The organism is Pseudoxanthomonas sp. CF125 (assembly GCF_900104085.1).
In the GTDB taxonomy this organism is placed as follows: domain Bacteria; phylum Pseudomonadota; class Gammaproteobacteria; order Xanthomonadales; family Xanthomonadaceae; genus Pseudoxanthomonas_A.
Window position 1 is genome coordinate 1545122 of the sequence record NZ_FNLD01000001.1, and the last position, 13576, is coordinate 1558697.

At 63.4% G+C, this 13576-nt stretch carries 14 protein-coding genes; 12 read left to right on the plus strand and 2 right to left on the minus strand.

Features of this window, described 5'->3' with window-relative positions:
- Position 1: 1 nt before the first annotated feature.
- The 10 genes from BLR66_RS06970 (at position 2) to BLR66_RS07015 (ending at position 10170) form a co-directional block, all read left to right on the plus strand.
- Entirely contained in the window at positions 2 to 1252 is a 1251-nt protein-coding gene (locus BLR66_RS06970; RefSeq protein WP_093282048.1) for a cysteine desulfurase, read from the plus strand.
- Positions 1253 to 1292: 40 nt separating this feature from the next.
- Complete coding sequence (locus BLR66_RS06975; protein ID WP_093282053.1) at positions 1293 to 1832, plus strand: GNAT family N-acetyltransferase; 540 nt, start codon at positions 1293 to 1295, stop codon at positions 1830 to 1832.
- Entirely contained in the window at positions 1829 to 2161 is a 333-nt protein-coding gene (locus BLR66_RS06980; protein ID WP_093282058.1) for a non-heme iron oxygenase ferredoxin subunit, read from the plus strand. The genes BLR66_RS06975 and BLR66_RS06980 overlap by 4 nt, the downstream gene beginning before the upstream one ends.
- Before the next feature lie 105 nt (positions 2162 to 2266).
- Entirely contained in the window at positions 2267 to 4564 is a 2298-nt protein-coding gene (locus BLR66_RS06985) for a TonB-dependent receptor (protein WP_093282062.1), read from the plus strand.
- 78 nt (positions 4565 to 4642) lie between these two features.
- A complete protein-coding gene (locus tag BLR66_RS06990; protein WP_093282067.1) occupies positions 4643 to 5329 on the plus strand; it encodes a Fe2+-dependent dioxygenase in 687 nt (228 codons plus the stop codon).
- A gap of 89 nt (positions 5330 to 5418) precedes the next feature.
- Positions 5419 to 6063: a PepSY-associated TM helix domain-containing protein gene (locus tag BLR66_RS06995; RefSeq protein ID WP_093282070.1), complete on the plus strand. Its 645-nt coding sequence runs from the start codon at positions 5419 to 5421 to the stop codon at positions 6061 to 6063.
- A 19-nt stretch (positions 6064 to 6082) separates the two neighbouring features.
- Positions 6083 to 6613 (plus strand): DUF2271 domain-containing protein, encoded by a 531-nt coding sequence (locus BLR66_RS07000; RefSeq protein WP_093282075.1) that lies wholly within the window; start codon positions 6083 to 6085, stop codon positions 6611 to 6613.
- Between the two features lie 60 nt (positions 6614 to 6673).
- Complete coding sequence (locus tag BLR66_RS07005; protein ID WP_093282080.1) at positions 6674 to 7480, plus strand: DUF4198 domain-containing protein; 807 nt, start codon at positions 6674 to 6676, stop codon at positions 7478 to 7480.
- A gap of 66 nt (positions 7481 to 7546) precedes the next feature.
- A complete protein-coding gene (locus BLR66_RS07010) occupies positions 7547 to 8536 on the plus strand; it encodes an FAD:protein FMN transferase (RefSeq protein ID WP_176943784.1) in 990 nt (329 codons plus the stop codon).
- Positions 8533 to 10170 (plus strand): flavodoxin domain-containing protein, encoded by a 1638-nt coding sequence (locus tag BLR66_RS07015; RefSeq protein WP_255402327.1) that lies wholly within the window; start codon positions 8533 to 8535, stop codon positions 10168 to 10170. The genes BLR66_RS07010 and BLR66_RS07015 overlap by 4 nt, the downstream gene beginning before the upstream one ends.
- Before the next feature lie 96 nt (positions 10171 to 10266).
- Here the strand turns inward: BLR66_RS07015 and BLR66_RS07020 are convergent, their stop codons facing one another.
- Both BLR66_RS07020 and BLR66_RS07025 read right to left on the minus strand, forming a co-directional pair.
- Positions 10267 to 10851: a HutD/Ves family protein gene (locus BLR66_RS07020; RefSeq protein ID WP_093282089.1), complete on the minus strand. Its 585-nt coding sequence runs from the start codon at positions 10849 to 10851 to the stop codon at positions 10267 to 10269.
- Positions 10852 to 11125: 274 nt separating this feature from the next.
- Complete coding sequence (locus BLR66_RS07025) at positions 11126 to 11467, minus strand: ComEA family DNA-binding protein (RefSeq protein WP_093282094.1); 342 nt, start codon at positions 11465 to 11467, stop codon at positions 11126 to 11128.
- Positions 11468 to 11714: 247 nt separating this feature from the next.
- Between BLR66_RS07025 and BLR66_RS07030 the strand changes: the two genes are divergently transcribed.
- Positions 11715 to 13205: a M20 family metallopeptidase gene (locus BLR66_RS07030; protein WP_093282097.1), complete on the plus strand. Its 1491-nt coding sequence runs from the start codon at positions 11715 to 11717 to the stop codon at positions 13203 to 13205.
- A 62-nt stretch (positions 13206 to 13267) separates the two neighbouring features.
- Complete coding sequence (locus BLR66_RS07035; protein ID WP_093282101.1) at positions 13268 to 13558, plus strand: GlsB/YeaQ/YmgE family stress response membrane protein; 291 nt, start codon at positions 13268 to 13270, stop codon at positions 13556 to 13558.
- The last annotated feature ends 18 nt before the right edge of the window (positions 13559 to 13576 follow it).

A 13576-nucleotide genomic window follows, 5' to 3' on the forward strand; every position in this document is an offset into this window, starting at 1 on the left:
CATGAACGCCCCGCATACCGCTACGGCAACGGCCTCTCTCCCCGATTGGGAAGGTATCCGCTCCGACTTCCCGCTGCTCGCGCGCGAAGTCCATGGCAAACCGCTGATCTACCTGGACAGCGCCAACACCGGCCAGAAACCGGCTTCGGTCATAGAGACAGTGGACGATTTCTATCGCCGCCACAACGCCAACGTCAGCCGGGCCGTGCATACCCTGGGCACCGAAGCGACCGACGCCTACGAAGGCGCGCGCGGCAAACTGGCGCGCTTCCTCAACGTGCGCCCCGACGAGCTGGTGCTGTGCAGCGGAACCACCTTCGCGATCAACCTGGTGGCTTATTCATGGGCGTTGCCGCGGCTGAAGGCCGGAGACACCATTCTGGTGTCGCGCATGGAACATCACGCCAACATCGTGCCGTGGCAACTCGTCGCCGAACGGACCGGCGCCAGCATCAAGGTCGCCGAATTGACCGCGGACGGAAGTCTGGATTTGCCGGCACTGTATGCGGCGATGACCGCCGACGTGAAACTGCTGGCGCTGGCGCACGTCTCCAATGTGCTGGGCACGGTGAACCCGGTTCGCGAAATCTGCCGCGAGGCCCGCAAGCGCGGCATCGTGACCGTCATCGACGGCTCCCAGGCCGCCCCCCACCGCACCCTGGACGTGGCCGCGATCGGTTGCGATTTCTACGCCATCACCGGCCACAAGATGTGCGGCCCCACCGGCACCGGCGCTCTGTGGGCCAGGCGCGAGCATCTGCAAACGATGCCTCCGTTCATCGGCGGCGGCGAAATGATCCGCGAAGTCAGCTTCGAAGGCACCGTGTTCAACGATGCCCCGCACAAGTTCGAGGCCGGCACGCCCAACATCGCCGGCTTCATCGGCCTGGGCGCCGCAGTGGACTACCTGCAATCGGTCGGCATGGCGCATATCGAGGCGCGGGAAGGCGAATTGCTCGCCCACGCGACCGAGGAGCTGCTGAAGGTCGACGGCCTGCGCATCTTCGGGCGTGCGCCAGGCAAGGCTGCGGTGATCTCGTTCCTGATCGAAGGCGCGCACGCGCACGACCTGGCCACCCTGCTGGACCTGGAAGGCGTCGCCATCCGTTCCGGCCAGCATTGCGCGCATCCCCTGCTGCAATCCCTGGGCGTGGCCGCCACTTGCCGCGCCTCGCTGGCGTTCTACAACACGCACGATGAGATCGAGCGGTTTGTGGCCGCGCTGAAGAAAGCACGCAGCCTGCTGGCCTGACCGCTCCTACGCCGTATCGGAAAGCGGATAAAATTCCGCCATGACCGAATTTACCTTCCGCCCCGCGACGCTCGCGGACATAGACGCCCTGGTCGTACTGGTGACTTCCGCCTACCGGGGCGACGCCAGCAAGCAGGGCTGGACCACCGAAGCCGACATGCTGGATGGGCAGCGCATCGACCCCACCGTGCTGCGCAAGGACATCGAACGCGAGCGCAGCCTGATCATCATCGCCGAGCGCGAAGCGCAATTGCTGGCCTGCGCGCATGTGGCCGAGGAAAACGGCGCCGGCTACTTCGGCATGTTCTCGGTCCAGCCCGGCCTGCAGGGCGGTGGCGTGGGCAAGTTGCTGCTGGCCGAGACCGAACGCATCGCGCGCGACGAGTGGCGGCTGCCGGCGATGCGCATGACCGTGATCGATATCCGCGATGAGCTGATAGCCTTCTACGAGCGCCGCGGCTACCGCCGCACCGGCATCACCAAGCCCTTCCCTTACGGCGACGAGCGTTTTGGCATTCCCAAACGCGACGACCTGCGCTTCGAAATACTAGAGAAGGTTTTCGGCGGAGAAGGAGCGTGAGCGAGACCTGGACCTTCGTCTGCGCCGTCAGCGAGCTGCTTCCGGGTGAAATGAAGACCGCCTGGGACGAAGTGACCTCGGTGCCGATCGTGGTGTTCAACTACGACGGCGAGTATTACGCGCTCGAGGACAAGTGCAGCCACGAGGATTTCGAACTTTCGGCGGGCAGCTTCGATCCGGAGGAAGCCACCATCGAGTGCGTGCTTCATGGTGCGCGCTTCGACGTCCGCAACGGCATGCCGCTGTGCGCGCCGGCCTACACGGGCGTGCCCAAGTTCCCGGTCAAGCAGGAGCATGACGCCCTCTGGACCCGCGACGACCGCGATTGAGGGGCCAGCAAAGCATCCAATTGTGAAGAAATAGTTGTAAGCGCGAATCATTCTCATTAACATTGTCGCTTGACCGGGGCAAAGCCCCACTACATTGAGCCGAGAATGAACCCCACGCTGCGCCTCTCCCCCCTTTCTGCCGCCCTGTTGCTGGTGATTTCCGCCCCGGCCCTCGCCGATCTGGCGCCCGACAAGACCGCCACGCAGCTGGATGCCGTCGAGGTCCAGGGAAGCAAGATCGACAAACCCTCTTCGCCGAAATACACCGAGGCGCTTCTCGATACTCCCCAGACCATCACCGTGGTCAACAAGGCGACGATGGACCAGCAGGGCCTGATCGGCCTGCGCGACGTGCTCAGCACCCTGCCCGGCATCACCTTCGGCGCGGGCGAAGGCGGCGGCGGCTACGGCGACAGCATCAACCTGCGCGGCTTCACCGCCAACAGCGACATCACCACCGACGGCGTGCGCGACAGTGCGCAATACAGCCGCACCGACAACTTCAACCTGGAATCGATCGAGCTGGTGAACGGCGCCAACTCGGTGTACTCCGGCGCCGGTTCGGTTGGAGGCAACATCAACTTGGTCAGCAAGGCTGCCCAGCTGGGCGATTCGAACGTCTTTACGCTGGGTGCCGGCACGGACGGCTACGGCCGTGTCACCGCCGACAGCAATTTCGATCTGGACAACGGCGTTGCAGTACGCCTGAACGCTATGGGCCACATCCAGGATGTACCTGGCCGTGACGAAGAGTTCAAGCACCGCTGGGGTTTCGCGCCGTCTATCGCCTTTGGCCTCGGATCGGATACACGCTTCACCCTCAGCTACCTGCACCAAGAAGACGACAACATGCCGCAATACGGAGTCCCGTATTCGCTCGGCCCATTCAATGATGGCCCGCTTCCTGGCGTGGACAGGGAAACCTACTTCGGCTACAGGAATACTTCGCGCCAGGAAATCGAAGTAGACATGCTTACCGGCGTGTTCGAGATGGACCTGAGCGACAAGCTGACCCTTCGCAGTCTGGGCCGTTTGCAGCGCGTCGAACAATCTCTGAATGTAACGGCTCTTCAAGGTTCTTGGTGCCTTTTCGACGGCACCGATCCATTCACCGGGCAAGCCTGCGCAAACGGGCAACCCGCGGGAACCTGGTCGCCTACTGGTGGCCCGCGCGGCAATGTGCGCGACACCGAAAATTTCATAGCTCACAGCCAAACCGACCTCACTGCGATCTTCAACACCGGTTCCGTCGAACATCACCTAGTCGCGGGCGTCTCCTTCAGCAAGGAAGATTTCGAGTTGGATGGCGGGAACGCCTTCCGAAATGCCGACGGTAGTGCGCTTCCCAACGACAATACGGCCTATCCGCTGCAGAACCTCGACAATCCCTACAACATCTGGACCGGCCCCACCCACTACGTCCGAACCAGCCGCAGCAAGGGCAGTGTGAACAACCAGGCGGTGTACCTGTTCGACACCCTCAAGTTCAGCGAGCAGTGGATGCTGAACCTGGGTGCGCGCTACGAGCACAATGAAGGCAGCACCACAAACTACACCGTATCTAGCGCCGGCACAGTCACCGGCGTCGCTGCCGACAACCCTTTCCGCAACGAAGACGACCTGTTTTCCTATCGTGCCGGTCTCGTCTACAAGCCCGTGGACAACGCCAGCGTTTACCTCTCCTATTCCAACTCCAAAACCCCTTCGAAATCCTCCGTCAATGCTTCGTGCAGCGCCACGACCTGCAACGTCGATCCGGAAACGGCTGTCAACATCGAGCTCGGCAGCAAATGGGACATCATCGAAAACCGTCTGGCGTTGACGGCGGCCCTGTTCCGCAACGAACGCAAGAACTACAAAGTAGCCAGCGCCGACCCATTGCTGCCGGAGCAGGTTCTTGACGGGAAAGCGCGCGTGGACGGTCTGGCGTTGGGCGCTGCCGGAAACATCACCCGTGAGTGGTCAATTTTCGCGAACTACACCTTCCTCGACAGCGAAGTGCTGCAGAATGCGGCCGACGAAGCTACCAGCGATCCCGTCAGGGGCAAGATGCTGACCCAAACGCCGAAGCACTCGGCGGGCTTGTGGACTGCTTATGAGCTGGGCGACTGGACATTCGGATATGGCGCCACCTATCAAGGTGCGTTCTACCCCAACAATAACTCCGAGGCCGTATATCGCAAGACCGATGCGTACTGGGTGCATCGCGCTATGGTTGGTTACCGGGTCAACGCAAACGTCGCCCTACAGCTCAACCTCAACAATCTTTTCGACGAAGAGTACTACACCAGCATCCGAAACAACTTGACCGTTAACTCCAGCGGCGTCGTCACTGCCGGCAACGGCTGGGCGATTCCCGGCGAAGGCCGTTCGGCGGTGCTGACGGCCACCTTCAAGTTCTGACCGGCGGTTGATGCAACACACCACGGCCCCGCCCATGCACAATGGGCGGGGCTTTTTTGATGGTCGAGGCGACTGCCGATGCTGCTGAACATTCCCGACGTGCTCAATGCCGAACAGGTGGCGGCCTTCCGCGCGCGGCTGGATTCCGCCGACTGGGCCGATGGCCGCATCACCGCCGGCTACCAGTCGGCCAAGGCCAAGGACAACGCCCAGTTGCCGGAAGATTCGGTTGTGGCGCGCGAACTGGGTTCGGCCGTGCTCGAAGCACTGTCGCGCAACAGCACATTCTTCTCCGCCGCCCTGCCGAAGCGGGTCTACCCGCCGCTGTTCAACCGTTATGCGAGCGGGCAATCGTTCGGTTTCCACGTGGACAACGCCGTACGCTACGACCGCAGCCGCGGCGCACCTGAAGCGGTACGCACCGATCTGTCGGCTACGCTTTTTCTTTCCGCGCCCGAGGACTACGACGGCGGCGAACTCATCATCGAAGACACCTACGGCATACAGAGCATCAAATTGCCCGCTGGCCATCTGGTGCTGTATCCGGGTACCAGCCTGCACAAGGTCACTCCGGTGACGCGCGGCGCACGGGTCGCTTCGTTCTTCTGGATCCAGAGCATGGTCCGCGACGACGGGCAACGCCGGCTGATGTTCGACCTGGACGTGTCGATACGTCGGCTGACCCAGGAACTGCCCGACCACCCGGCCCTGGTGCAGCTGACCGGGGTCTACCACAACCTCCTGCGGCAATGGAGCGAGGTCTGAGGCGCGGGCGGGAGAGCGCTTATATCAATTGAGAGTGATTCTCATCTGTGTTGTAATAGCGGTTGCTTCCCACCCGCCGGAACCATCGCTTGTCGCGCAGCGCTCCTTCTACGGATATCTCCAGCAGCCAGCAGCGACGCGGCTTCTGGCTGCGCACGCTGCACCAGTGGCACTGGATCAGCTCGGCGGTGTGCCTGATCGGGATGCTGTTGTTCGCCGCAACCGGCATCACCCTCAACCACGCCTCGAAGATCGAATCGAAACCGCAGGTCGTCAACCGTACCGCACAGCTGCCCGTTGCCCTGATGTCGGGCCTGGGCGATCGCGCTGAAGGAAACGCCCCGCTGCCGGAATCGGCTGCGGATTGGTTGGGCGATCGCTTCGGAGTTTCCATCGGCGCGCGCGAGGCGGAATGGTCGGAAGAGGAAATCTACCTGTCCCTGCCGACGCCCGGCGCGGACGCCTGGCTCAGCATCGATCGTACGAGCGGCGCGGTTGAGTTCGAACGCACCGAACGCGGCTGGATCTCCTATTTCAACGATTTGCACAAGGGCCGCAACGCAGGACCGGCTTGGAGCTGGTTCCTGGATATCTTCGCCGTCGCTTGCCTGGTGTTCTGCATCACCGGTTTGTTCCTGCTGCAGATGCACGCCAAACAGCGGCGCATGACCTGGCCGTATGTCGGCCTGGGGCTGATCGTGCCGCTGCTGCTCGCCTTGCTCTTCATCCACTGATTTCCCATCGAGCGATCCTATGTCCAAGATCAACGTCACCACCAAGCTGACCATCGCCCTGAGCGGTTTGCTGGCGCTTCCGGCCTATGCCGCGGAACTCAATCTCAGCGTCGAAATACCGCAATTGAACGTGGCCGAATATCACCGCCCGTACGTCGCGATCTGGCTGGAAGGCGCCGACCAGAAAGTCGCCGCCGACCTGTCCGTCTGGTACCAGATGAAGGACACCAAGGAAGGCCACGGCACCAAGTGGCTGCCCGACCTGCGCCAGTGGTGGCGCAAGTCCGGCCGCAGCTTGAAAGTGCCGGTGGACGGCGTGACCGGACCGACCCGGCCCGTAGGCAAACACGCATTGAAATTCACCGACAAGCAGCCTGCCCTGGCCAAGCTCGCGCCGGGCAACTACACCCTGGTGGTGGAAGCCGCGCGCGAAGTCGGTGGCCGCGAACTGGTCAAGATTCCCTTCACCTGGCCAGCCAAAGCGCCGCAATCCGGCAAGGCGCAGGGCAGCAGCGAGATCGGTGCGGTGACTTTGGCCGTCAAGCCCTGATACGGAAGCATTTCCGCCTGCTTCCACTAATACGTTCCCATTCCCACGTTGGAGTCATCGATGAAACGCACCGCACTCGCACTGGTTGTTTCGCTTGCCGTCATGCCCTTCACCGCCATGGCGCACAAGGCTTGGCTGCAGCCCTCCGAAACCGTACTGGCCGGTGCCGATCCCTGGGTCACTGTGGACGCCGCGGTTTCCAACGACCTGTTCTATTTCAACCACGTGCCGCTGCCGCTGGAACGCCTGGCCATCACCGCGCCCGATGGCAGCAAGGTCGATGCGCAGAACGGGGCGACCGGCCAATACCGCAGCGTGTTCGACGTGCAGCTGAAGCAGCAAGGCACCTATCGCATCGCGATGGTCAACAGCGGCCTGTCCGCAAGCTGGGACGAAGGCGGCAAACCCAAGCGCTGGCGCGGTACTGCCGAAAAATTCGCCAGTGAAGTGCCGAAAGACGCCAAGGACCTGAAGGTCACACAATCGGTGGGCCGCGTGGAAACCTTCGTCACCAACGGTTCGCCCAACGACACCGCGCTGAAGCCGACCGGCGAAGGCATCGAGCTGGTACCGGTGACGCATCCCAACGATTTGTTTGCCGGCGAAGCGGCGAAGTTCAAGCTGCAGATCGACGGCAAGCCTGCAGCGGGTTTGGAATTGGAGATCGTGCGCGGCGGCACCCGTTACCGGAATGCGCAGGAAGAGATCAAGGTCAAGACCGACGCCAACGGCGAGTTCAGCGTGACCTGGCCGGAAGCGGGTATGTACTGGCTGGAAACCGCATCGGAAGACACCAAGACCTCCCTGCCCCAGGCCAAGCAACGTCGCCTGAGTTATGTGGCCACCCTGGAAGTGCTGCCGCAGTAATCCCGGAAAAAGACCGCCGCCCTCGCCTTGCCGATAAAAAGGCAGGATGCGCGGCGGCGATTTTCGATGACCATCGCCCCCGCAAACTACCCGCGAACATCGGCTTCCCTCCACACGTTGCATGGCCAAACCATGGGCACGTCGTGGTGCGTGAAGCTGGTGGCATCGCCGCGCGCGGATCTGCATGCGATACACGCAGGAATACAGACGCGGCTGGATTGCGTGGTTGCGCAGATGAGCACCTGGGAAGAAGGTTCTGACATCAGCCGCTTCAATCGGGCCGCTGCGGGCATCTGGCAACGACTGCCGCCGGAGTTCTTCGCGGTGCTCGCCTGCGCAATGGAAACGGCGCGTGACAGCGACGGCGCTTACGACCCAACTATCGGAGCGCTGGTGGAAGCATGGGGGTTCGGCCCTGCGGAGGGCGGCTACGGCGTCCCCGACGAAAGCGAGCTGGCGTCGGCGCAGGCCGGCCTGGGCTGGCAGCGCGTCTCTCTGCGTCCGCAGGACATGAGCGCACTGCAGCCTGGCGGAGTTCGACTTGATCTCTCCGCCATCGCCAAGGGCTACGGCGTGGATCTGGTCGCCCGGCATTTGCGCGATACCGGTATCGCGGCGGCGTTGATCGAAGTCGGCGGCGAACTGTACGGCTACGGCCGCAAGCCCGACGGCGGACAGTGGCAAGTACTGGTGGAAGCAGCGCCCGACGCCGAGCCCGATGAAGAAGCGGCGTGCGTGATCGCGCTCGACGGCATTGCGGTGGCGACCTCGGGCGACCACTGGCACGCATTCGAACAGAATGGAACGCGCTATTCGCACACGCTGGACCCGCGCACCGGCAGGCCGGTCGAAACCGCCGCGGCGGCAGTCACCGTCGTCGCCGACGATGCCATGCACGCCGACGCGTGGGCGACGGCGCTGACGGTGATGGGAGCCGAAGCCGGCTACCGGTTCGCGCAGCAACGAAGCATCGCGGCAAGATTTGTCGTGCGCGGCAGCGACCATGAATTGATCGAAAGCACGACCGATGCCTTCCGCACGAGGCTTTCCGCGTGAGCGGCGGCATGGCCTCGCCTTCGCGCGCGTTCTGGGGAAATGCGGCATCGCTGGCGCTGCTGGCGCTGATCGCCGCCGGATTCTTCATGCTGCAGAGCGGCGACTGGTGGCCCGCAATGCCGCGCGCGGATCGCTGGATCGGCGCGGCGATTGCGTTGTGCGCTTATTCGCTGTTCTGTGCCGGACTGCTCTGGCAGTCTCGGACTCGCAAGATCAGCGACGATACTTCCAGCGCCACCAGCGGAGATTCGCCGGTATTGGTCGTGTATGCCAGCCAGACCGGCTTCGCGCAGCAGCTGGCCGAACGCAGCGCGGAGAACCTGCGCAGCTCGGGAGTTTCGGTGAAACTCCGGGCCATCGGCGAAGTCGACAGCGCCATGCTGGCCAACGCCGGACGCGTGCTTTTTGTCGCCAGCACCACCGGCGAAGGCGACCCGCCCGATCAGGCATTGGCTTTCGTGCGTGGCGCGATGGCGCAGCCCGCGGCATTGGAGAATCTGCGCTACGCAGTGCTGGCCTTGGGCGACCGTGAATACGAACATTTCTGCGGCTTCGGACACCAGTTGGATCGCTGGCTTCGGCAGCACGGCGCGCAGCCTCTCTTCGATATCGTCGAAGTCGACAATGCCGATGAAAGCGCACTGCGCCATTGGCAGCATCATCTTGGCCAGCTGGGCGGCGTAACCGATCTTCCCGATTGGACTCAGCCGAGTTACGAGCGATGGAAACTGCTCGAACGCCGCGAACTCAATCCGGGCAGCGTCGGCGGCGGTGCCTTCCACTTGGCGATCGCTCCGCCTACGGAGTCGAATCCCGCGTGGGTCGCCGGCGACATCGCCGAGATAGGCCCGCAGCACTCCTCCAAAACGGTTGCGGCTCTGCTGGATCAGGCCGGGCTTGTCGCCGATGCGCCCGTCGTGATCGACGGAAGGTCGCAGACGCTCGCCGAACTGCTGGCCCGCTCGCACCTGCCCGACATCGACGAAATCCGCGGCAAGGACGCGCAGACCATTGCCGAGGATCTGAAGCCGTTGCCGCACCGCGAATACTCCATTGCCTCGCTGCCCGGCGATGGCAGTCTGCAGATCCTTCTGCGCCGGTTGCTGCGTCCCGATGGCACTCCCGGGATCGGCAGCGGCTGGCTGTGCGACTACGCGCCCGTCGGCGGCGAGATCGCATTGCGCCTCCGCAGCAACCCCAACTTCCACGCGCCTGCCTCGGCCAAACCGATGATCCTGATCGGCAACGGCACCGGCATCGCCGGGCTGCGTGCGCATCTGAAGCAGCGCATCGCGGCCGGTTCGCAGCGCAACTGGCTGCTGTTCGGCGAACGCAACTCCGATCGCGATTTCTTCTATGGCGATGAAATACTGGAATGGCGAAATCGGGGCTATATCGAGCGCCTGGACCTAGCGTTCTCGCGCGACCAGGCCGAACCCGTCTACGTGCAGCAAAAGCTGCTAGCCGCCGCCGATCCTTTGCGCGAATGGGTCGAAGCAGGCGCCTCGGTCTACGTCTGTGGCAGCCTCGCCGGCATGGCGCCTGGCGTGGACGGCGTGCTGCGACAGGTCCTGGGCGATGCGACAGTGGAAAGCATGCTGACGGAAGGCCGCTACCGCCGCGACGTATATTGACCACCCAGAGGACCTGTCAGCCCACCCATGTAGGAGCGGGCCATGCCCGCGAGCTTTTTGAGAGGAGAAGCAAGAGCTCGCGCGCATGGCCCGCTCCTACAAAAGCCTGAGCTTGATTGCTAATAACTCCCCGCCGCCTTCAAGCGCATAGCGCCCGCGTCCCTCTCCATCCGCCAGCAACGCGGTATCTCCTGCCCACAAGGGCGGCAGTTCCGAGGCCTGGTCGAATTGCGCCTGCCCCGCCAGCAGATGGATCGCCCAGGTCACTCCCGGCTCGGTGAAGAACAACATCGGCCCCACCAACGGGCGATGCAGCAACTCTGCGACCACGGCCTCGCGCCGCCACATCAGATTGAAATCGTGGGTAGGACCGTCCAGCAGTTCGCTACGCACTTCGCGCTCGCCCGCAAAACGGAGCCGGGCATGCGGCGGCGCCAGCTCGTGCACTTCTCCATCCGAGAAACGCAGACGCAGGCCATTGCCGCGTATCAGTACGAGCTCGCGGTCGATGCCGGGAAATACCGAAAACGGTCCGTCCTGTTCGATTTCCGCAATAGAAAGGCGCCAGTCCCACTCCCCTGTTTCCGGCATACGGATAATTTCGCGCGTCCAGCCGGTGCCGTTCTTCCATCTTTCGCGCCGGTACTCGTTGGCTGCGATGACCCGCGACTGGTGCGACATGCGTGTGCTTTCCCGTTCCTGTCCGGGACAAGTCTAAACCGGCCCAAAAGACATCGCCCGGCTGCACATCCTGTGTGCGGCCGGGCGATGGTGACTTCCCTGTAGGCTTCCTGCCGATACCTGCGGCTTCCTGCCCCATTCCTTTGCGGACAACCAAGCCGGTTGTCTGCTTATAGGTACATCCCTGTAGGCGTCCTTGCCGAGTCCCCCTGGCTTCCTGCCCCCTTCGTCCCTGCAATGCTTCCTGCACAGGCCCGGACGTGGGGATGTTCGATCAGCGGCGCGCGACCGGCTTGGCCTTGGCGGCCGTGGCTGCGGCGGGCTTGCCCTGCGCCGGCGGCGTGCGGCCCAACTCGATGCGGTCGCGGTTCTTTTCCACCGTTTTCAGGCCGATGCCTTTGACCATGGCCAACTCTTCAAGGCTTTTGAACGCACCGTTGGCCTTGCGGTAATCGACGATGGCCTGTGCCTTGGCAGGACCGACATTGAGCAGCACCGCGTCGATGGCGGCCGCGTCAGCGGTGTTGATATTGACCTTGTCGGCGGCGGCATAGGCGGTGGTGGCCAGCAGCAGCGACAGGGCGAGGGATTTGAGAATGATGGCGAACGACTTCATGGCGACTCTCCTTGTGGCGTTGGGTTAGGTTCCGCCGGGGCCGGATTCCTGTCCGTCCGCCGGTGTGAACAGTCTCCGCTCCACCGCATGGCCAAAATATCGCCTTACTGCTGCCGGCGATGCCGGTGGAAGCCCTGTCGTGGCGTAGGAAAATTCTTACCCCTGGCTCTGCCCCTGGCTCCGCTTCAACGGCCGTCCACACGCACGGGCGTAGAATCGGCGCCCTTACAAAGGCTCTGGAGACTCCATGGATACCGCTAAGATCGACCGTTTCGTTTCCGGGTTGTGGGACGACGAAATCGTTCCGCAGCTGGTCGAATACATCCGCATCCCCAACAAGTCGCCGATGTTCGACAAGGACTGGGTAGCCCACGGCTACATGGACGATGCGGTCAAGCTGATGGAGGCCTGGGCGCGCAAACAGCCTATCCCCGGCATGATCCTGGAAGTGGTGCGGCTGGAAGGCCGTACCCCGCTGATTTTCATCGAGATCCCAGCTAGCGGCCCCGAAACCGGCGCCGATACCGTGCTTCTGTATGGACATCTGGACAAACAGCCCGAGATGACCGGCTGGGACAGCGGGCTCGGGCCGTGGATTCCGGTGCTCAAGGACGACAAGCTGTTCGGCCGCGGCGGCGCCGACGACGGTTATGCGATCTTCGGGTCGCTGGCCGCGATCCAGGCGCTGCAGGAACAAGGCGTGCCCCATGCGCGCTGCGTGATCCTGATCGAGGCATGCGAGGAATCCGGCAGCTACGACCTGCCTGCCTACGTGGACCACCTGGCCGAACGCATCGGCAAGCCTTCCCTGGTGGTGTGCCTGGATTCGGGCTGCGGCAACTACGACCAGCTGTGGTGCACCACTTCGCTGCGTGGCATGGCCGGCGGCAATTTCTCGGTCAAGGTGCTGTCCGAGGGCGTGCATTCCGGCGATGCCTCGGGCATCGTGCCGTCCAGCTTCCGCATCCTGCGCGAATTGATTTCGCGCCTTGAGGACGAAGCCACCGGGAAGATAAAGCCCGAAGGCCTGTTCGTGGACATTCCGCAGGAGCGCCGTGAGCAGGCCGCCAAGGTCGCCGGCGTGCTGGGCGAGGAGGTCTACAACAAATTCCCGTTCCTGCCTGGCATGCGGCCGATGTCCGAAGACCTGACCGAACTGGTGCTCAACCGCACCTGGCGCCCCGCCCTGTCGATCACCGGCGCCGACGGTTTGCCGCCGCTTGATTCTGCCGGCAATGTGCTGCGCCCGCAGACTGCGGTCAAGCTGTCGCTGCGCCTGCCGCCGACATTGGAAGGCAAGCGCGGCGGCGAGATCCTGAAGGAACTGCTGCTGCGCGATCCGCCGTATGGCGCTCAAGTCGAACTGGCGCTCGAAAAAGCATCCAGCGGCTGGAACGCGCCGGCGCTTTCGCCGTGGCTGTCCAACGCCATCGATGCCGCCTCGCTGGCCGCGTTCGGCAAGCCCGCGATGTACATGGGCGAAGGCGGCACCATTCCGTTCATGGGCATGCTGGGCGAAAAATTCCCCGGCGCCCAGTTCATGATCACCGGCGTGCTGGGACCGCACTCCAATGCGCACGGCCCCAATGAGTTCCTGCACATCCCCATGGGCAAGCGGGTCACCGCCTGCGTGGCCAGGGTCATCGCCGACCATCACGGCGCCAGCGTGCGCGGCGAAACCGCCGGCGTGGCCGCGGTGGCCGGCGGCGACCAGCATGGCGAGCACGGCTGCTGCTGAATCTGACAGCGGTGTGGCGGGCTGCTAATCTCCGCCACACCTAACCCAAAGGGGAGTGCGTAATGGAAGGTCTGCTCGGTAGCGGTAGCTGGCTCTACATCATCTTCATCGGCTTGATCGTCGGTCTGCTCGCGCGTTTCCTCAAGCCCGGCAACGACGGCATGGGCATCATCCTGACCATCCTGCTGGGCATCGCCGGCGCGGTGCTCTCCAGCTTCATCGGCCAACAGATGGGCTGGTATGCGCCCGGACAGGCGGCAGGATTCATCGGCGCGCTGATCGGCGCCATCGTGATCCTGCTTGTCGTCGGCCTGTTCCGCGGCAAGAAGCGCGGTGGCCTGCCTCCGCGCTGACCGTTGCCCGTTCGCAAA